The organism is Pseudocolwellia agarivorans (genome assembly GCF_002000085.1).
Taxonomy (GTDB): Bacteria; Pseudomonadota; Gammaproteobacteria; order Enterobacterales; family Alteromonadaceae; genus Pseudocolwellia; species Pseudocolwellia agarivorans.
Genome location: NZ_MUZU01000005.1, coordinates 193032 through 213583 on the forward strand (window position 1 = coordinate 193032; position 20552 = coordinate 213583).

Sequence of the window (20552 nt, forward strand, 5' to 3'; positions counted from 1 at the left end):
GCTTGATAGCAATACATAAATGAGCTTTATAAAAATAATATGTAATGAATATAAACAGATAGCTCGAAATTTTGTATCCGAGCTTTTTAACTGTTTGAGTAGCCTAAGCTTAAGTAAATAGTCGTTAGCTTTTAGTTAGGTGCATCAATAATGACTATTTCACAGTTACTTGTTGCGGTAATGGTAACTTCTTTTGTTTGAGTCACTTCCGCTCCGTCACCCTTTAGCATAACTGTTAAGTGGCCGCTGTTGGTTAATTCAAAACTCCCTTTTGAAGCTAATATATACGCTTGATGCGTTATTTTATGAGTAAGTTTTGTCCCCTGTTTTAATTTACCACCAAATATTCTAGCTTCTTGATGAATAAACAAAGCGCTATCTTTGTCTTCTTTATAACCTGAAACCAATAAAGGTAATGTGTTGGTTACATACGTTGTTGGAAATAGCTTGCTGTCCCAGCGTGGTGTTACGTTTTGCTTATTTGGTTGTATCCATATTTGGTAAAGGGTTAAAGGATCTTTAGTTCGGTTATATTCTGAATGAACAATACCACTACCCGCACTCATGACTTGTACTTCGCCTGCATGAGTGATGCCTTTATTTCCTTCACTGTCTTGATGATGAATTGCGCCAGAGCGCACTATGGTGATAATTTCCATGTTGTTATGCGGATGCGCAGGAAATCCTGTATTTGCATTAATAGCATCATCGTTAACAACACGTAGCACACCAAACCCCATTCGTTTGGGATTGTAATAATGAGCAAAGCTAAAGTGAAAATTTGCTTTTAACCAACCATGATTAGCTTTACCTAACTGGTTAAAAGGATAATGTTTAATCATGGTTTACTCCTATCTATATAATTTAAATAAAATAATTTATGTCTTAATAACTTCTATCGCGATCGTGAGCTTCATCAAAGTTACAAATACCGCCAAGAGGCACAATAAGCGTAGGGTTAATAGTTTTATGACTCGCATAATAATGTTGCTTGGTATATTCCAAATCTACCGTTTCTTTAATACCGTTGACTTGATATAACGCTTTAACGTAATTATAAATATGGTGATATTCGCTAAGTTTTTGCTTATTACATTTAAAGTGTCCGTGATATACCGCGTCAAACCGAACAAGCGTTGTAAATAAGCGCCAATCAGCTTCAGTAAGATGTTCACCAACAAGGTAACGGTTTGTCGATAAATGTTGTTCTAACCAATCTAAGCTATCAAACAATTCGTAATAGGCTTCTTCGTAAGCTGCTTGAGTTGTAGCAAAACCGGCTCGGTAAACGCCGTTATTCACGGTGTGATAAATTCGCTCGTTTACGGCTTCAATTTGTTCTTGTAAAGAATCAGGGTAATAATTATCGCTATTACCTGTTAAGTCATTAAATGCGGTATTAAACATTCTAATAATTTCAATAGACTCGTTATTAACAATAGTTTGCGTTTTTTTATCCCACAAAATAGGTACAGTTACTCTACCTTGATAATCTGGTGCTGCTTTTAGGTAAAGCTGATAGGCATAATCTAATTGATATAGCGGATCACCCTTTTCACCAAACTCCCATCCGTTATCTAACATTTCAGGCTTAACAACACTGACTGAGATAATATCTTCTAACTGCTTTAATTTTCTAAAAATAAGCGTGCGATGTGCCCATGGGCAAGCAAGAGATACATATAAATGATATCTGTCTTTTTCTGCATAATATTGGCTACTTGGATCTGCCGATATTTGATGACGAAAGCGGCTATCTTGTCGCACAAACTCACCTTTACTCGCTTCTGTGTCGTACCATTGGTCGACCCATTTACCGTTAACGATTAATCCCATAATTTTTCTCCTAGTTTATTGAATAAATTACAGCTTTTTAGCGATAACATTGTCTAAAGCGTATTTTCCACCACCTTGAATCGCTAAAGCTAAACTCATTCCTAATAAAGCTAAGGCAAATTCGTAACCGTTGTTACTCATAAATAAACCATTGGTAAAATGAACACTAAATATGGCAATAATCATGGTAAATGCTAAAACCGCGCCGGATGCTCTGGTAAATAAACCTAACAGTAATAAAAGTCCGCCAAAAAACTCGGCACTACCTGCACCTAAAGCCATAAAATAACCTGGCGATAATCCAATAGAATCCATCCATTGGCCTGTGCCTTCTAAGCCGTAACCACCAAACCAAGCAAATAATTTTTGCGCGCCATGTGCACTAAAAATAATGCCAGCAATTAAACGTAAAGGTAATGTGCTATTGGTTGGCGTAGATGTTACTAATTTTTTAATAATTGAAGTTGTCATAATCTTATTCTCTCTAGTTAAGTCAAAGCGGCTCTTAATAGTGTTAATTGGTTCTATCTAGCCAGTGAACACATTGTAGGTAATATTATTTATTTAAATAACTATGATAATTTGTTTGATTTGTTCAAAATTTTTGAACAATATGGTGTTCTCTATTGCTTTAGGTTTTAACTCGATGAATACTCCTTCCATTTCTATTGAATCTTTATTGGTATTAGATGCTATAGCTGAACGCGGAAGTTACGCTTCTGCTGCAGAACATTTAAATAGGGTGCCTTCAGCTTTGTCTTATATTGTGCAGAAGTTAGAAGAGCAACTTGATGTCACTCTATTTCAGCGGCAAGGGCGACGCTCAGTATTAACACCAGCAGGAAAGTATTTATTGGAAGAAGGTCGTCATATTTTACTCGCTATAAACAAAATATCTGAACAAACAAAAACAATAGCTAACGGCTGGGAGCCTAAAATTCGTATTGCTTTCGATTCTATTATTGATATCAATAATGTTTTACCCGCTTTTAAAGTGTTTTTAGATGAGCACACAAACGTTGAGTTAGATATCCGAGAAGAAGTACTAAATGGCGCTTGGGAAGCATTAATTGATGACGAAGTTGATTTACTGATTGGAGCTTCTGCTCCTGTGCCAATTCAAAAAGGGATAAGAGCTATTCCTTTTGGCGTATTAAATATGCTTTTTTGTGTTAATAAATCTCACCCATTAGCCAAGCTAACAACACCAATATCACAAGATGACCTCATAAATTACCGAACGATTATTGTGCACGATAGCGCAAAAAGTATTGTAACTAAAACAACAGCGGGATTTATTGAACAAAGTGAACATTTTTATGTATCAAGCGTAGAGCAAAAAATTAAAGTGATATTAGCGGGGATGGGTGGAGGATTTCTACCTACAGATAGAGTTCAGTATTTACTAGATTCAGGAGAACTTGTTGTTGTTCCATTAGCTCAGCCACAACCTGAAATTCAATTATATATCGCTTGGAAAATATTGAATAAAGGCAAAGGGCTTGCGTCGTTAGTCTCGCACATAAATATGAATTAAACATAGTTACAATTAACTTCGGAGACTCCTACTACTCAGCCGATTTTCTGTTCTTATTATATTTAGCGCGCTTTTCATCCATATGTTTGATTAGGTTAGTGATATAACTGTCGAATGATTGTTGTAATGATTCTCGATCACCAAAATAACGATAAAATACGGAAGAGCGTCTGGAAAGCTTAGTTCGATTCGTTTTAGTTAAATACTTAATATATTCTCTTAACTCGTCAGGATGATGCTCATATAAAAACCGAACAAGAAACCCACCTACTTCATAAATATCAGGATTGTTTTTGCTGGCTATGCCTTCTGATCCTAAACGGATTGATACAATATCAGCAATGGGGGTCAAGGGCTCTTTTTGTAATCTTTTTTTAAGTTTACTCAAGCGTCTAAAAGAATAGTTTGATGTTTGCGGCCCTGAAATTTTAGTTATATTGTAAAATTCTAAAGAGGTTGCTAATCCTTCACCTAACCAGCGAGGATATTCAGTGTTTCTTGAGCGACTTTGTAAGCCAAAGTTAAAAAAGAGCTGATGCGCAATTTCGTGCCGAAGTGTTGAAAGTACAGAGAATTTATTTTTAACGTTGTTTTTTAATTGAGGGTCAAACAAGAATAAGGTGTTTAAATGTTTTGCGTATAGTCCTACTGTTTTGGTTGCGGCTATAGAAGCACTTTTATCTTTTTGATGCTCTAAATAGGCTTTGTAGTCAGCTCGAGAACTAAAAAATACGGCTTTAAGTTTTTCCTCAGGCGGCTTTGATAAAATATTAAAAGAAATAAGAAAGCCTAATGCTGAACGATAACCCATATCCATTTGTTTAACTAGTTGCTTAAAATTAAAATTACTATCTTCGTTATAGATAAGATCCCATTGACCAGCGTCCATAATTTTATACGTTTTTTTTGTGATTTTGCTTAAGTCGTTAGCTAAGTTTTTGGCTTGTTGGGTCGACTTTAATGATTGACCTTTTAAGCTGTCTACATACTCATTACTGTTATAGCGTAAATATAGCTGTGTTTGACGTATCGCATATTCTTGGCTGAGATCAGGATCAATATTTCGAGTGGCGAGCTTTAAATCTCCTAGTAAAGGGATCAGCTTTTCATCATGTGTGCTGTACTTTTGCTCTATTATTTTAACAAGAGACTGTAATAACGGAATAGCTTGTTTATATCTTTCTATTTGTAACAGTATTAATGCATAGTCTTCAGAAATAGCGATATGATTTGCACTAGTCGGTTTAAATAAGGTTTGGGATAATACGTAAGCTTTTTCAGCTTCAAACGCAGCATCCTCAAACTTATTTGCTAATAAAAGACTTTGGTATTGTTTAACGTGAGAAAGCAGCTGTTCTTTATTGTTATCTTTTGCATTAACGTTTAAACAAAAGATAAAAAACACAAAAAACAAACTGCTTTTTAATGTTGATATCAACATTCTCATATAACGTAAAATCCCTTAATTTAACGACTACGGAGACAATTAATCTCGAACTTGCCCATCGCCATAAACAACAAACTTTTCAGTGGTTAAAGAAGCCAGACCCATAGGACCGTACGCATGAAGTTTACTAGTAGAAATTCCAATCTCAGAACCTAAGCCAAGTTGACCACCGTCTGAAAAACGTGACGAAGCATTTACCATCACAACAGATGAGTTAATTTGTCTGATGAATTGTTGGCTGCGGCTAGTGTCTTGCGTAACAATGACCTCGGTATGATCTGAAGTGTATTCATTAATATGATTAATTGCAGAGTTAAAACCATCAACAATTTTAATCGCAATTTCTTGTGCTAGGTATTCAGCATGAAAATCGTCTTTAGTAGCGAGTTCAGCACTGTCGAAGTATTTAATACTGTGTTCGCAAGCGTGAATTTTTACATTCGCTGGTTTTAAAGCTTGTGCTGCTAAAGGTAAAAACTGTTCTGCTATATCTTTATGAACTAAAACCGTTTCAATGGAGTTACAAGCACTAGGACGTTGGGTTTTACCATTGACTAAAATATTGGTTGCTTTGTCTAGATCAGCAAATTTATCAATAAATAAATGACAAACGCCTTTAAAATGCTGAATAACAGGTATTTGGCTGTTTTCAGTGACGTAACGGATCAGCCCTTCACCACCTCGAGGAATAACTAAATCGATATTATCGCGTTGCTTTAATAATTGCTCAATCACTTCACGGCTGGTATCTGGAATAACAGACACAATATTTTTATTAATACCGTTGGCTTCCATGGTTTTATGTAAACAATTAGCCAACGCTAAATTACTATGAATAGCTTCTGAACCACCGCGTAAAATAACAGCATTACCTGATTTTATACATAAAGCTGCTGATTCAGCGGTTACGTTAGGTCGCGCTTCATAAATCATTGAAATAACGCCTAAAGGAATACGCATTTTACCCACTTGCATACCATTTGGACGTAATGATAAATTGCTAATATCGCCAACGGGATCTTGTAGTGTAACAATTTCACGAATAGCATCAGCAATATCTGTAATACGTTGCGGAGTGAGTAAAAGCCTATCAAGCATTGCTTCGGTTAAGCCTTTAGCTCGCCCAGCGTCAATGTCTTTTTGGTTTTCATTAATAATAAACTGGCTTTGTGCTTCAATTTCACTTGCCATTGCGGTTAATAACTGATTTTTTTGCGTAGTGGTTAACTGTGCTACATCTCTACTTGCTACTTTAGCTTGAGCAGCCATATCAGCCATATTAAAATTTGTTGAAGTGTTCATTTTTAATACCAATTCTATTAATCAAAAAGTGTGTCTGTAATTTATTCTGAGTTCAGCTTACTTAGATAAAACCACCATATCGTCTCGATGGATAACGACTTTGCTTGGACAAAAACCCAAAATACTTTCTATTTGGTCGCTATTTTTACCTTTAATGCGCGACAAGTCGCGATGGCTATATTGGCAAATTCCTTTGGCTACTCGTTTTTTTGATTCGCCATCAATAATATCGATAGAATCTCCCGCAGAAAAACCACCTGAAATGCTTTTTATTCCTGAAGGTAAAAGTGAAGCACCTTTGTTGACAACAGCGTTTATTGCACCTTTATCTAGCATAACATGGCCATTACTTTTTAAGGTATGTTTGAGCCAGTGCTTTTTAGCTTTTGTGGCGGCTTGATTTGCAACAAAACGTGTACCAGGGTTTTCGCCTTTAAGTAGTTTTTCAAAAACGGTGCTGTCGCTTCCATTAAGAATGTAAGTTTCAATACCGTTTTCTACGGCTTTTTCAGCCGCTTGAATTTTGGTTTTCATTCCCCCTGTGGCAATAACATTATTTGTACTGCCTGCCATTGCATATATTTCAGGTGTTATTTCTTGAATCTCGGGGATCATGACAGCGTCAGGATTTGTTTTAGGGTTTTTATCATAAACCCCATCAATATCACTTAATATAAACAAACAATCAGCTTCGCTAACCAGCGCTACTAATGCTGCTAAATTATCGTTATCACCGACTTTTAGTTCATCTGTTGCTACTGTATCGTTTTCATTAACAATAGGAATAATATTATTGGCTAATAAAATACGCAGTGTATTTTTAATATTGATGTAGCGTTCTCGATCTTTTAAATCGCCGTGTGTAATGAGTAGTTGACTGCACGGAACATCAAAAAAACGTTGCCAATTTGCCATCATCTGCATTTGGCCAACAGAAGCCATAGCTTGTTTTACGGGAATAGAGGGAACAGGAGATCCATGCTGAATAAGTTTACGCCCAGCAGCTACACTCCCAGACGATACTAGAATAATTTCTTTACCTGCTTGATTACACTCAGTAATAAAACGGGCGATAGCAAGTATATGCTTACCGCTACATCCTTTATTATCAGGTGCTACCAGCGCACTTCCAACTTTAATTACAGCGCGATTGAATTTCATTAGTTCTCCCGTATTGATATATGAGACCATTAATTTTATTGTATAACGCTTTAATTGTTTTTTTGAAAAAAAGTGTATTTATAAATATCAACAGTTTCATGTGTAGAATGACTAAATCCTTATAAATATGCAATGAACTTTTTACGGCTTTTTAGATAAGAAAGGTATTTTTAATGCCTTTAGTCCATAAAATGCTTAAGCATCGTATTTTATTATGATGATATTTCGTATTTAAGCGTAAAATACTGTACTTATTTTTTATTTGATCGTTTTTACAACAAGTAAATATAGCCTTTAAAGCCTTTAATGTTGGTTAAAACGAAAAAATTTATATAAACTATTATTTCATTGAATGTGTTTGTGCATTAGTAAATGTATATTAAAGGCTAAGTACTCAAAATCAGGTTTTATTGGCGATGTTTTTTTTGAGAGCTAAAGTATGTTTAAGGTTTTATAGAGTAGGATTATGTTAAATTTTTTACCGTCTATTGTTATTTGTGTTTTTTCGTTTTTAATGTATGTGGTTAATACATTATTTTGGTTAATTCCTATTATTGTTTTTTCGTTATTAAAAGCCCTTATTCCTCTAAAAATTTCGCGTACTTTCTTTAGTTATTTGTTAGATCAAATGGCAAGTAATTGGGTTGCTCTTAATACGATTAATCAAAAAATATTCTATAGAGTAGACATTAACGTAGAAGGTTTGAATGGTTTAAGTATGCGCGAGTGGTACTTAGTTTTATGTAATCATCAAAGCTGGGTCGACATATTAATTCTACAAAGAGTACTTCACGGCAACATACCTTTTTTAAAATTTTTCTTAAAAAAAGAACTCATTTATGTTCCTTTTTTAGGGATAGCTTGGTGGGCGCTCGATTTTCCTTTTATGAAAAGACACAGCCAAGCTTTCTTGAAAAAGAATCCTCACCTAAAAGGTGAAGATATAAAAACAACTCGTAAATCGTGTGAAAAGTTTAAATATAAGCCTGTGAGTGTTATGAGCTTTATTGAAGGTACGCGATTTACTCCTGCAAAACATAAAAAGCAGAAATCACCTTATCAGCATTTACTAAAACCTAAGGCAGGTGGTATTGGGTTTGTACTTGATGCCATGGGAGAGCATTTAACTAAAATAGTAAACATAACCATTGTTTACCCCGATGGTATTCCAAGTTTTTACGATTTTGTTTGTGGTAATGTAAAAGAAGTTAGAGTAAAAATTGAAACAACTGATGTAGCGCAAGAATTAAAGGGGGATTACTTTAATGACAGAGCGTTTAAAATTAGTTTTCAAAAACATGTAAATCAAATGTGGGAAGATAAAGACGCAGTGTTTTCCATGTTAAATAAAAAATAAAATCATCATTTAAAATTTAAACAAGGTTGTTTTATGATAGAAGTGATAAGTGCTTGGTTAGTTAAACAAAATGTAGGTGTAGAATATCTTCCGTATGCAACTGCTTGGGTAGGCACGGCACTTATTTTTATTTTGTGTGGCGTTAGTTATTATCTGTCAAAGCACCAGTTGTTGGTGATGATCCATAAGATAGTCGAGCATTCAAAAAATACATTAGATGATTTATTGCTTGAACATAATGTATTTTCCCGTATCGCTCTATTAACTCCTTTCTTATTTTTATGGTTTTTAACGCCTCACTTTTTAGACCCTGAAAGTTTACTTGGACATTTCTTTTTAACCTTTGCAAAAATAGCCATTAGTTTTCAAGTAGCTCGTTGTATTGATTCATTATTAAATGTGATTAAAAGCTCGTACACCCGAACAGCGAGAGAGCGATATTTACCCTTAAATTCTTCAATACAAGTTATTAAACTTATTGTTTATTTAGTTGCGAGTATTTTAGCGATTTCTTTCATTTTAGGTAAATCTCCTTTTTACTTGTTGAGTGGTTTAGGTGCGTTAACGGCTGTACTTTTATTAGTGTTTCAAGACACGATCAAAGGCCTAGTAGCCAGCATCCAAATATCAGCGAATAAAATGGTAGCGCCAGGCGACTGGATTGAACTTCCTAAATATGGAGCTGATGGTGATGTACTTGAAATAGGCCTAAATACCGTAAAAGTAAAAAACTTTGATAATACGATCACTACGGTTCCTACTTATGCGCTGATCAGCGGTTCGTTTAGAAACTGGCGCGGTATGATACATTCGGGTGGTCGACGTATTAAGCGCTCGGTTATTATAGATATTAATAGTGTTAAATTTTATCAAAGCAGTGAATTAGAAGCGTTAGCTAAAATTAAATTGTTGGCTAAGTATTTAGCAGAAAAAAAAGCAGAGATACATGAATCTTGTTTAGCATTAAATTTAGATCCTAACGATATAACGAATAGTAGACAGTTAACTAATATAGGTACATTCAGAGCTTATATTGAGGCCTATTTAAAGCAACATCCTAAAGTACATAATGAAATGACTTGTATGGTGAGGCAGCTAGCTTCAACAGAGTCAGGTATTCCATTAGAACTGTATTGTTTTAGTAATGATCAAAATTGGGCGAGATATGAAAATATTCAAGCAGATATTTTTGATCATATATTTGCTATGGCGCCATTATTTGGTTTGCGTATTTTTCAGCACCCCACGGGTAATGATTGGCGTAAAATTGTCGATAAAGATTAAAGTTAATAAATGTGGTTACTTATTATTTTACAAGTAACCACTGAGACAACTAGCGTTGTCTTATCACACCTTCTTGCATCGTGGATGCAACTAACTCACCTTTTTGATTATAGATTTGTCCTTTTACTAAACCTCTTCCGCCACAAGCCGATGGGCTATCAGTAGAATACAGTAACCATTCATCTATTTTAAAAGGGCGATGAAACCACATCGCGTGATCAACTGAAGCTATTTGAAAGTTAGGGTGCCAATGGCTAGCAGCATGCGGCATTAAAGACGTTGTTAAAAACTGGAAATCGGAACAGTAAGCTAACATGCAAAAGTGTGTGCGTGGATCATCAGACAATGAACCATTTGCTTTTATCCACATTTGGCAAAGTGGATCTGACTTTTCTGGATGTACCCAGTTGTATTCTTGCACGGGTCTAACTTCGATGGGCTTCTCGGCTAAAAATTTCCCACGAATACTTTCAGGTATGTATTCTTGGTGATCAAAAATAAAATCGTTATACGACTTAACGTCATCAGGTCCCGGTACGCTTGGCATAAGATCTTGATGTTCAAAACCTTTCTCTGTCACTTGAAATGAAGCCGTCATATAAAATATTGGTTTACCATTTTGAATGGCTTTAATTCTTCGGGTGTTAAAACTCCTACCATCTCGTAGGTTCTCTACTTCGTAAACAACGGGTTTATTTGCATCACCTGCTCTCAAAAAGTATGAATGTAGTGAATGTATGACTCTATCTTCTGCAACAGTTTCCTGTGCTGCAGATACGGCTTGCCCCATAACCTGGCCACCAAATAAAGCTTTAAAACCTAGATCTTGAGACTGACCTCTATAGATACCATCTTCTATTTTCTCTAACTGCAATAAAGAAACGAGTTCTGTTAATACTTGGCCCATAAAATACAAATCCATACATAAATAATATCGTGATTATACTTAGTGTTTTTCATAATTTATACATGGAAATACATAGCAATCAAACGAATGTAAAAAAAATGTTATTTGTTGGTAAAATTATTGTTAGTTTAAAATTTAAACAGTTGCATAAAAAATTAAACTCGCGTACGGTAAGATTAATGAACAAAACTTTTCTAGTTTTTTATCGTAAAGAGGTTAATTATGCAGGCGATTTTAGAAAGGGAGGCGTTACTAGAAAGGAGAGTAAGTGTAGAAGATCAGTCAACTTTGTGGGATAAGCTATCATTAGCGCAAAAATTTGCTGCGAGCAGCTTGACACAATTTGGTTACGATCTCGCTTATATTCGAGAGCAACAAGATGGCAGTGTGGCCGTATTATTGTGTGACAATAACGCAGCAACAATATCATCAGACGGAGAAATTAATACAGCTCCAGCGATACAAATTCGCTAAAATGTAATTATAAAGTTTTTAAAAACGAGTATCTCGCAAGGGATACTCGTTTTTTGCGTTTAGTAGCTCAATTCATTAATGCGTTTGGTATAATTAATACTATTGGTTATTCTAAATTGAGATCATCTAATAGAGTTAACGATACACCTAAAGTCCCTAAATATAAGCTTTCTTGTGTGAGTTCATCTATCATTAATGGGTGAGATTTCAACCACTTTTGCGGTAAGCGTATAGAGATATTTCGATTACAAATATTAGTAGTAATTGTTGGAAGTTCATTGTCATTTCGTCTTTGACAAAAAATAATCGCCAATCTAAATATAATCAATAAATAACAGGCGTTTTTATAGCTTGTAGCCGTTTGTTCTTTTAATTTACTTAAATCAATATTCGACTTTTGTAGTTGGATAAAGGTGGCAAGTAATTGTTTATCAATTTGGTCAAATCCCGGTAAATCGGCATTCTTTATAATATAAGCACCATGCTCTTGTTGATTTTTAAATTCGAGCAGTAAACCTATTTCATGTAATGCACAGCTCGCTAATAATAATTTAAAGCTATTATCTTTCTTTAATGGCAAGTGCTCGCTAAAGCTGTCAAAAATAACTTGCGCTTGGTTTGATACGCGTGAAGCATGTTCTTTGTCTACGTGAAATCTTTCAGCCAGAGAGTTTACAGTACGCTGTCTAATGTTAATTTGGCGCATGTTAGGAAGCATTTCATATAATAAGCCTTCGCGTAATGCACCACTCGACAATTGTAATTCTGTAATATCTAAAGCTTCAAATACGGCAATCAGTATAGCTAAACCGCTCGCAAAAACAGGCTGTCTATCAAGGGTTAAGCCTGTAATAGAAACATTATCAATATTTTTACTATTAATTAATGCACTTTCTAAAGAATATAAAAAAGACAGTGCAATAATAGCCGGTTGATGGTTAGCACGAAGAATTTCAGCGAGAGCTTGAATAATACCTGAACTACTTAAAACCGATTGCCAGCCAATACTTTTATATTCATCAACTAAAGGTGCTAATATTTTTTTAGCTTCTTCTTTAGCCTGCTCCATATTGCTTTTTGATAATTTTCCGCCAACAAAATATTGTTGATTAAATGTAACACAGCCCATATTTACGCTAGACACTTTAATAGCATCAAAAGCGTTGCCAACAATGAGTTCTGTGCTGGCTCCACCTATATCTAAAACCAGTCTTTTGTCTTCACTCGCACTTGTATGAGCAACACCCAGATAAATATTCTCTGCTTCTTGTAAGCCTGAGAGTACGATAATTTTACGTCCCAGTACTTTTTCTGCTTTATCAATAAATTCTTGGGAGTTAGTTGCCAACCTTAGCGTCGCTGTGGCAACAATTCTAATATTATCAGGTGGGATATCTTGTAGGCGTTCAGCAAAAAAATGTAAACATTCTAAACCGCGTAACATGGCTTCGTTACTGAGTTTATTTTTATGGTTTAATCCTGATGCTAAACGTACTTTTCTTTTAACTTTATCTACGGTTTGTACACTATTAGCAACTAACCGAGTTATTAACATATGAAAACTGTTAGACCCTAAGTCGAGAACGGCATATAAAGGAGACATTGTCATAAATAATTAACTTCTACGAGCCTTATTATATTGTGAACGTCCTCTGTTTTGACCACCATTATGCGGCTTATGGCGACGAATCACTGGTTTTGGTGTTGGAAAATCTGTAATTAATGATTCTGGATCATATTTACTTACGGGTAGCGAATGTTCAATATAAGTTTCAATCGCCGGTAAGTTAAATACTGAATCTTCACAAGCAAAACTAATCGCTTGTCCCGAAGCTCCAGCTCTACCAGTTCTACCTATGCGATGAACATAATCTTCACAATCGTCAGGTAAGTCGTAGTTAAAAACATGGGTTACTAGTGGTATATGTAAACCACGCGCGGCAACATCCGTTGCGACTAAAACGTCTAATTGCCCGTTGGTAAATCGCTCAAGAATTTTCAAGCGCTTATTTTGTGGTACATCACCAGTTAATAGGCCAACACGTATACCATCAGCATCTAAGTGGGCATGTAATCTTTCACAAACATGTTTTGTATTAGCAAATATAATGGCTTTTTCTGGCCATTCTTCTTCAAGTAAAGTTTGTAATAGTCGCATTTTATCTTCATTTGAAGGATAAAATAGCTCTTCAGAGATGCGAATATTAGTTTTTTGATCCGGCTCTACTTCAACGCTAACAGGATCATTCATATGTTCGAATGCTAATTCTTTTACTCTAAAAGATAGTGTTGCTGAAAATAGCATGCTTAAACGTTCAGTTGCCGGAGGCATTTTATTGAACATATAGCGGATATCTTTAATAAAGCCTAAATCGAACATGCGATCTGCTTCATCAAGTACAATAACTTCAATATTGCCTAAGTTGTATATCCCTTGTTTTAAGTAGTCGAGTAAACGGCCACAAGTTCCAATAAGAATATCAACACCGTTTTCTAATTCTTGGCGTTGTGATTCATAACCTTCACCACCGTAAACAACCGCTACTTTTAAGCCGCTTGCTTTTGCCATTTCGATAGCGTCTCGATGTATTTGAATCGCTAATTCACGTGTTGGAGCCATGATTAATGCACGAGGCTGATTATGTTCAGGTTTAGGTTTACTGAGTAAGGTATGGAAAGTGGCTGCCAAAAAGGCAATAGTTTTCCCTTCGCCTGTTTGTGCTTGGCCTGCAATGTCAGTACCTTTTACTAATACAGGCAATGATTTAGCTTGAATGGATGTGCAGTATTCAAACCCCATTTGATTGAGGCCTTCTATTACTTGCGGCGCAAGATCAAGTTCTGAGAACTTTATTTCTGATAAGTGTGTTTTTTTCATGGCGCTAGCTTAACAGGTTCGTTGATTAATAAAAAACAGTATTGAAGTCTTTCAAGTGATAAAATATACAATATAGTTGATTTTTTACCATAATATTCAAAAAATATGGCGATAAATAGGATCTTCCTTTACCTATTTATAAAATAGTGCTAAATTTGTTCTTCAAGAATACCTTAACAACTCCAACCCTAATCGTTTATCGCAAAATACATTGTGTATCACAACGTAAAACTAGTTTAAGAACCTCCTAATATGAATCTTACCGAACTTAAAGAAAAATCAATCAGTGAATTGGTTGAATTAGCCGAATCAATGAAGCTAGAGCATTTAGCTCGTACTCGTAAACAAGATATTATTTTTGCTATTTTAAAATCACATGCCAAAAGTGGTGAAGACATATTTGGCGGTGGCGTATTAGAAATACTACAAGATGGATTTGGTTTCTTACGTTCTGCTGACTCATCGTACTTAGCTGGACCAGACGATATATATGTATCACCGAGTCAAATTAGACGCTTTAGTATGCGTACAGGTGATAGTATTCACGGAAAGATTCGACCACCCAAAGACGGCGAACGTTATTTTGCCCTCTTAAAAGTTAACGAAGTAAATTTTGACCGTCCTGAAAACACTCGCAATAAAATCCTTTTTGAAAACCTAACTCCTATCCACCCTATCGGCCGTTTAACCATGGAACGTGGTAATGGTTCTACAGAAGATATTACAGCACGAGTTTTAGATTTAGCTTCACCTATAGGTAAAGGTCAACGTGGGCTTATTGTTGCTCCACCTAAAGCAGGTAAAACGCTTTTATTACAAAATATTGCGCAAAGTATTGCCCACAATAATCCTGACTGCGAATTAATGGTATTACTTATTGATGAACGTCCTGAAGAAGTAACTGAAATGCAACGCTTGGTTAAAGGCGAAGTTATCGCTTCTACTTTTGATGAACCAGCAAGTCGTCACGTTCAAGTAGCCGAAATGGTAATTGAAAAAGCTAAACGTTTAGTTGAGCATAAAAAAGACGTTGTTATTTTATTAGATTCAATTACCCGTTTAGCACGTGCTTACAACACGGTAATTCCTTCGTCAGGTAAAATCCTTACTGGTGGTGTTGATGCTAATGCATTACATCGTCCAAAACGATTTTTTGGTGCAGCTCGTAAAATTGAAGAAGGTGGTAGTTTAACTATTATCGCTACAGCTCTTGTAGATACGGGTTCTAAAATGGACGAAGTTATTTACGAAGAGTTTAAAGGTACGGGTAATATGGAATTACATCTTTCTCGTAAAATTGCTGAAAAACGTGTATTCCCAGCAATTCACTTTAATCGCAGTGGTACTCGTCGTGAAGAATTACTCACTAAGCCTGATGAACTACAAAAAATGTGGATTTTACGCAAAATAGTTCACGAAATGGGCGAGATTGATGCCATGGAGTTTATGATTGATAAGCTGGCCATGACCAAAACAAATAATGAGTTTTTCGATTCAATGAAAAGAAAATAACACTGATTCATTTGTTAATACGCCAGCATTAATTGCTGGCGTTTTCGTTTTTAAATAGCTCACTCTTTACTATAAGTTTATTTTTATGAAATACAGTGACTTGCGTGACTTTATAGCGCAATTAGAAAAAATAGGTCAACTTAAACGTATATCTAAACCGATATCGACTGAATTAGCCATGACCGAAATAAGTGATAGAACATTACGCTTAGGTGGTCCGGCACTATTATTTGAAAATCCTGTGGGTCATACCATTCCCGTATTAACAAATCTCTTTGGTACTCCAGAGCGTGTTGCTTTAGCTATGGGGCAACCTGATGTTAATGCTTTAAGAGAGGTTGGTAAGCTGTTGGCGATGCTAAAAGAGCCAGAGCCGCCAAAAGGTTTTAGAGACGCATTATCAAAAATACCTGTATATAAACAAGTATTAAATATGCCCGTTAAAGTGGTTAAAAAGCCACTTTGTCAGCAAGTTGTTATTGAAGGTGATGATGTAGATTTAACAGCTTTACCTATTCAAACCTGTTGGCCTGGCGATGTTGCTCCACTTATTACGTGGGGTTTAACAGTTACACGTGGCCCTCATAAAGAACGCCAAAACCTCGGTATTTATCGTCAGCAGTTATTGGGTAAAAATAAGCTAATTATGCGTTGGTTATCTCATCGTGGTGGTGCATTAGATTTTCAAGAATGGAAAAAAGAACATCCGGGTGAAAAATTTCCTGTATCTGTCGCTTTAGGGGCTGATCCTGCTACTATTTTGGGTGCGGTAACTCCAGTACCTGATACCTTGTCCGAATATGCTTTTGCTGGATTGTTACGTGGCAGTAAAACAGAAGTAGCCAAATGTATTAGTAATAATTTAGAAGTACCTGCTACTGCCGAAATTATATTGGAAGGCTATTTAGATCCCGATGAAATAGCGCCTGAAGGTCCTTATGGTGATCACACCGGTTATTACAATGAAGTGGACAATTTCCCAGTATTTACGGTAACGCATATTACGCATCGTAAAGATCCTATTTACCATAGTACATACACAGGTAGACCGCCTGATGAGCCTGCTATTTTAGGTGTAGCTTTAAATGAAGTATTTGTGCCTATTTTACAAAAGCAATTTCCTGAAATTCAAGACTTTTACTTACCGCCAGAAGGCTGTTCGTATCGTTTAGCTGTAGTAACCATCAAGAAGCAATATGCGGGTCATGCTAAGCGTGTCATGATGGGGGTTTGGTCATTCTTACGTCAATTTATGTACACTAAATTTGTTATTGTGTGTGACGACGATATAAATGCGCGAGATTGGAAAGATGTGATTTGGGCTATGACTACACGCATGGATCCAAGCCGTGACACCGTGATGATTGAAAACACACCTATCGACTATTTAGACTTTGCCTCTCCTGTTTCTGGTTTAGGTTCTAAAATGGGATTAGATGCCACCAACAAATGGCCTGGTGAAACCAATCGCGAATGGGGAGAACCTATCGTGATGACAGAAGCAATTAAAGACGAAGTTGATGGCTTATGGGATGAGCTAAATATATTCGGCGATACAAACGAAGAAAAAAACACATAAGTGACTAAGGTCATTATTTATAGGTTCTATACTGATTTCATCAAAAAATTGATTAATGATATGAGTATTTTAAGTGGTTAAGGTTTAACAAATGAATGTAATTAAGTGCCAGGTCGCTTCATTAGAAGCACTTACTCCCTATGTATATAAGGTTTTGTTAAAACCTGAACAAGCAGTAAATTTTATGCCAGGGCAATATTTAAATTTTGTCTTGAGTGATGATGACAAGCGACCTTTTTCTATCGCAAGTTCACCAAATAACGAATTGATTGAATTACAAATAGGTGCTTTTTCTGCAGATAGCTACCCTATGCAAGTGATCGAACATATTAAAAATAATAAAGAAGTCACAGTTGAATTACCACTGGGTAATGCGCAATTACGTGAAGAAAGTACTAAACCTTTATTATTAATTGCAGGCGGTACAGGGTTTTCTTATATCAAATCTATGTTTGAGTACTTATCTCAAGAACAGTCTTCAAGAAAAGTTATTGTTTATTGGGGGCTTCGAGAGCCTAGCGCTTGTTATGAATTAGACGAATCAGCTGCCATTATCGCTAAGCTAAATGAAGGTGAGTTTCATACGGTAGTTGAAACGCCACACGATGACTGGACTGGCAAAGTAGGTATGGTTCATAAAGTGGTAATGAATGATATTAAAAACCTAGAAGATTACGATATTTATCTTGCTGGCCGCTTTGAAATGGTAGGGGTAGTAAGAGATGACTTTGTTGCGCGCGGTGTCAATAAAGACAATATGTTTGCGGATGCTTTCGCTTACATCTAATAGTTAAAAATTATTATAGCTTTTTTAAAACTATGCGCCTAGAATGCGCGCGTAATAACCGAGGTTATTACGCGCGCATTTTTTGTATTAAATTTAAACTAAAAGAGAAATAAAATGAAAGGTAAAAAACAAACTAATAAAGCTCAAGTTGAGCTAGGACGAGGCACTATCAAAGATAATTTTTTAGCTGCTATGGTTACCTCTAAACTTTACAAACAGCAAATTGTTCAACCTAAAAAAGGTAAAGGTGCATATCAACGTAAAGCTAAATTTTCGAATAAAGGCCAAGAGTCTTATTTAATAGCTGCTTAATAACTTTAAGCTAAGTTGCTATTAAATAAGACTCTTTATGCCGGATTTTTATTTAAATCTAGTTTACGTATGCCAAACCCAATTGAACTTCATACCCAAAGACTATTACTAAGGCAATGGCGAGCTAGCGATCTTAAGCCCTTTGCACAAATGAATGCCTGTGCAAAGATGATGAAATACTTTCCTCAGCTATTAACTCAAGATGAGAGTAACGCTATAGCAAATAAACTAGCTGCTTTTATTGATGATAAAGGCTGGGGCTTTTGGGCTGTTGAAGAAAAGCAGAGTAATCAATTTATTGGTTTTACAGGTTTAAAACAAGCGCCTGAATGTTTACCATTTTCGTCCGCTGTTGAAATTGGTTGGCGTTTCGATAGTCAATATTGGCATAAAGGCTATGCAACAGAGGCAGCTAAAAAGTCACTTGAGTTTGCTTTTAATGAGCTAAAACTCAAAGAAGTTGTATCTTTTACGGCTAAGCGAAATAAGCCCTCAGAGAAAGTGATGTAGCGTATTGGAATGGAAAATACAGGCAATACCTTTAATCATCCTTAAACAGCCCTTTACTTGAGCATGTTTTGTATAAACTTAACCCGTAAATATTACTGGCTAAAAGTAAAAAGGAGTGCAAACTGTACTCCTTTTTAAATGGGGCTAAGCTGAAACTTGTTCTTTTTTTATAATGGAAAACAACGCATCTTTTAAGCTTAAACGTTTGATTTTTTGTTGGTCTAAATACTCATCAGAGGTATTTTCGACTCCTTGCTCAATTTTAACAACCTCATTATTGAGTTCATGATATTCGTTAAAGAGTTTAGCGAAGTGGTTGTTCGTCATTTTTAAATGATGAATTTCTTTACTGTATTCAGGGAATTCGTGGTGCAGATCATGTTTTTGTAATGTCATAATATATCCTTGTTTACTTGCTGTTCTTTAATGTTAAGTGTATTCCTCCATTGTTATTATGTATTGATCTGGCGCAACTTTAATGAATGTTTTATAGCCAATTTTGCGCATAAAAAAAGGGGGATACCCCTTGGTATAACCCCCCTTATAATTCTAACGGTATTAGAATCTTTACTTAATGTTCGATGTTTAGCGTTTATCGTCAGGTAAAGTAATGTTAAGTTCTAATACGCTTAAATTATCATTTTTATTGTCTAGATTAACCGTGACCTGATCTGAATCAATGGGTACATATCGACGGATAACATCAATAATATCTTGCTTCATTGCAGGTAAATAATCAGGACTATTACGTTGTCCACGCTCGTGAGCAACAATAATTTGAAGTCGCTCTTTTGCCGTTTGAGCGGTTTGCGTAGTTTTTTTACTTCGAAAATAATCTAAAAGCGACATGTTTAACCTCCAAATAAGCGGCGCAGTAAGCTTTTCTTTTCTTCTTCTATAAAACGAAATTCAACTTTTTCACCAATTAAACGATCTACAGCGTCTCCGTATGCAAGGCCAGCATCACTTTCAGTATCTAGAATAACAGGAGAGCCGGAGTTAGATGCTTTTAATACAGCAGGTGACTCAGGAATAACGCCAAGTAACGGAATCGCTAAAATGTCTAATACATCTTCTACACTCAGCATGTCGCCACGTGTTACACGCTCTGGGTTGTAGCGTGTTAACAATAGATGTTCTTTAACGGGCTCTTTGCCCTGTTCAGCACGTTGTGATTTGCTTGCTAACATACCTAAAATACGGTCTGAATCTCGTACTGATGATACTTCAGGGTTTGTTGTTACTATGGCTTCATCAGCGAAATAAAGTGCCATAATTGCACCTGTTTCAATACCTGCCGGTGAGTCACATACAATATATTCAAAGCCTGCTTCAGCAAGATCATCTAATACTTTTTGAACGCCTTCTTTATTCAACGCGTCTTTGTCACGTGTTTGTGACGCGGGTAGTATTGATAGATTTGGCGTGCGTTTGTCTTTAATTAAGGCTTGATTAAGTGTTGCTTCACCTTTAATAACGTTAACAAAGTCATAAACTACTCTACGTTCGCAACCCATAATTAAATCTAAATTACGTAATCCAATATCAAAATCGATAATTACGGTTTTAAAGCCTTTTATAGCTAGACCTGTGCCAATTGCAGCACTAGAAGTTGTTTTACCAACTCCGCCTTTACCTGAGGTCACAACGATAACCTTAGCCATGATTT

At 35.8% G+C, this 20552-nt stretch carries 21 protein-coding genes; 9 read left to right on the forward strand and 12 right to left on the reverse strand.

Translation table 11 applies throughout. From position 1 onward, the window contains the following. Window positions 1-131: 131 nt before the first annotated feature. From B0X80_RS09860 to B0X80_RS09870, 3 genes are read right to left on the reverse strand one after another with little or no spacing between them, the layout of a single operon-like run. Window positions 132-842, reverse strand: coding sequence for a pirin family protein (locus B0X80_RS09860; protein ID WP_077339912.1), 711 nt, complete (start codon window positions 840-842; stop codon window positions 132-134). A gap of 43 nt (window positions 843-885) precedes the next feature. After that, complete coding sequence (locus B0X80_RS09865) at window positions 886-1836, reverse strand: glutathione S-transferase family protein (RefSeq protein WP_077339913.1); 951 nt, start codon at window positions 1834-1836, stop codon at window positions 886-888. 27 nt (window positions 1837-1863) lie between these two features. Continuing rightward, window positions 1864-2307 carry a DoxX family protein gene (locus B0X80_RS09870; protein ID WP_077339914.1) on the reverse strand — a complete coding sequence of 148 codons (444 nt, stop codon included), beginning with the start codon at window positions 2305-2307 and terminating at the stop codon, window positions 1864-1866. Window positions 2308-2482: 175 nt separating this feature from the next. On the opposite strand from B0X80_RS09870, the gene B0X80_RS09875 reads away from it, so the two are divergent. After that, entirely contained in the window at window positions 2483-3373 is an 891-nt protein-coding gene (locus tag B0X80_RS09875) for a LysR substrate-binding domain-containing protein (protein WP_077339915.1), read from the forward strand. Between the two features lie 31 nt (window positions 3374-3404). Here B0X80_RS09875 and B0X80_RS09880 read toward each other — a convergent pair whose 3' ends face one another. From B0X80_RS09880 to proB, 3 genes are read right to left on the reverse strand one after another with little or no spacing between them, the layout of a single operon-like run. Beyond that, window positions 3405-4820 carry a DUF1570 domain-containing protein gene (locus B0X80_RS09880; RefSeq protein WP_077339916.1) on the reverse strand — a complete coding sequence of 472 codons (1416 nt, stop codon included), beginning with the start codon at window positions 4818-4820 and terminating at the stop codon, window positions 3405-3407. Between the two features lie 39 nt (window positions 4821-4859). Continuing rightward, the gene (locus B0X80_RS09885) at window positions 4860-6122 is read right to left on the reverse strand and encodes a glutamate-5-semialdehyde dehydrogenase (protein WP_077339917.1); all 1263 of its coding nucleotides are present in this window, start codon (window positions 6120-6122) and stop codon (window positions 4860-4862) included. 57 nt (window positions 6123-6179) lie between these two features. Then, window positions 6180-7283, reverse strand: a complete 1104-nt coding sequence (gene proB / locus B0X80_RS09890) for a glutamate 5-kinase (protein WP_077339918.1) — start codon at window positions 7281-7283, stop codon at window positions 6180-6182. A gap of 466 nt (window positions 7284-7749) precedes the next feature. On the opposite strand from proB, the gene B0X80_RS09895 reads away from it, so the two are divergent. Both B0X80_RS09895 and B0X80_RS09900 read left to right on the forward strand, forming a co-directional pair. Further along, the gene (locus B0X80_RS09895) at window positions 7750-8640 is read left to right on the forward strand and encodes an acyltransferase (protein ID WP_077339919.1); all 891 of its coding nucleotides are present in this window, start codon (window positions 7750-7752) and stop codon (window positions 8638-8640) included. A 33-nt stretch (window positions 8641-8673) separates the two neighbouring features. Next, complete coding sequence (locus tag B0X80_RS09900) at window positions 8674-9924, forward strand: mechanosensitive ion channel family protein (RefSeq protein WP_077339920.1); 1251 nt, start codon at window positions 8674-8676, stop codon at window positions 9922-9924. 49 nt (window positions 9925-9973) lie between these two features. Here B0X80_RS09900 and tesB read toward each other — a convergent pair whose 3' ends face one another. Continuing rightward, on the reverse strand, window positions 9974-10831 hold the full coding sequence (gene tesB / locus B0X80_RS09905; RefSeq protein ID WP_077339921.1) for an acyl-CoA thioesterase II: 858 nt from the start codon (window positions 10829-10831) through the stop codon (window positions 9974-9976). 222 nt (window positions 10832-11053) lie between these two features. Between tesB and B0X80_RS09910 the strand changes: the two genes are divergently transcribed. Then, on the forward strand, window positions 11054-11305 hold the full coding sequence (locus B0X80_RS09910) for a hypothetical protein (protein ID WP_076417532.1): 252 nt from the start codon (window positions 11054-11056) through the stop codon (window positions 11303-11305). 106 nt (window positions 11306-11411) lie between these two features. Here B0X80_RS09910 and B0X80_RS09915 read toward each other — a convergent pair whose 3' ends face one another. Next, complete coding sequence (locus B0X80_RS09915; RefSeq protein WP_077339922.1) at window positions 11412-12914, reverse strand: Ppx/GppA phosphatase family protein; 1503 nt, start codon at window positions 12912-12914, stop codon at window positions 11412-11414. Between the two features lie 6 nt (window positions 12915-12920). Further along, on the reverse strand, window positions 12921-14183 hold the full coding sequence (gene rhlB / locus B0X80_RS09920) for an ATP-dependent RNA helicase RhlB (protein WP_077339923.1): 1263 nt from the start codon (window positions 14181-14183) through the stop codon (window positions 12921-12923). 252 nt (window positions 14184-14435) lie between these two features. Here rhlB and rho point away from each other — a divergent pair, with 252 nt between their 5' ends. The 5 genes from rho (at window position 14436) to B0X80_RS09945 (ending at window position 18883) form a co-directional block, all read left to right on the forward strand. Continuing rightward, window positions 14436-15695, forward strand: coding sequence for a transcription termination factor Rho (gene rho, locus B0X80_RS09925; RefSeq protein ID WP_077339925.1), 1260 nt, complete (start codon window positions 14436-14438; stop codon window positions 15693-15695). A gap of 85 nt (window positions 15696-15780) precedes the next feature. Beyond that, entirely contained in the window at window positions 15781-17274 is a 1494-nt protein-coding gene (ubiD, locus tag B0X80_RS09930; protein ID WP_077339927.1) for a 4-hydroxy-3-polyprenylbenzoate decarboxylase, read from the forward strand. Window positions 17275-17365: 91 nt separating this feature from the next. Continuing rightward, window positions 17366-18061 carry an NAD(P)H-flavin reductase gene (gene fre / locus B0X80_RS09935; protein WP_077339928.1) on the forward strand — a complete coding sequence of 232 codons (696 nt, stop codon included), beginning with the start codon at window positions 17366-17368 and terminating at the stop codon, window positions 18059-18061. A 114-nt stretch (window positions 18062-18175) separates the two neighbouring features. Further along, the gene (gene arfA, locus B0X80_RS09940) at window positions 18176-18373 is read left to right on the forward strand and encodes an alternative ribosome rescue factor ArfA (protein ID WP_077339929.1); all 198 of its coding nucleotides are present in this window, start codon (window positions 18176-18178) and stop codon (window positions 18371-18373) included. Window positions 18374-18442: 69 nt separating this feature from the next. Continuing rightward, window positions 18443-18883, forward strand: a complete 441-nt coding sequence (locus B0X80_RS09945) for a GNAT family N-acetyltransferase (RefSeq protein WP_245825431.1) — start codon at window positions 18443-18445, stop codon at window positions 18881-18883. A gap of 144 nt (window positions 18884-19027) precedes the next feature. Here B0X80_RS09945 and B0X80_RS09950 read toward each other — a convergent pair whose 3' ends face one another. From B0X80_RS09950 to minD, 3 genes are all read right to left on the reverse strand, one after another. Next, a complete protein-coding gene (locus B0X80_RS09950; protein ID WP_077339930.1) occupies window positions 19028-19279 on the reverse strand; it encodes an HP1242/YdcH family protein in 252 nt (83 codons plus the stop codon). Between the two features lie 189 nt (window positions 19280-19468). Then, window positions 19469-19732 carry a cell division topological specificity factor MinE gene (gene minE / locus B0X80_RS09955; RefSeq protein ID WP_077339931.1) on the reverse strand — a complete coding sequence of 88 codons (264 nt, stop codon included), beginning with the start codon at window positions 19730-19732 and terminating at the stop codon, window positions 19469-19471. Window positions 19733-19734: 2 nt separating this feature from the next. Further along, window positions 19735-20547, reverse strand: coding sequence for a septum site-determining protein MinD (gene minD / locus B0X80_RS09960; RefSeq protein WP_077339932.1), 813 nt, complete (start codon window positions 20545-20547; stop codon window positions 19735-19737). Between the last annotated feature and the right edge of the window lie 5 nt (window positions 20548-20552).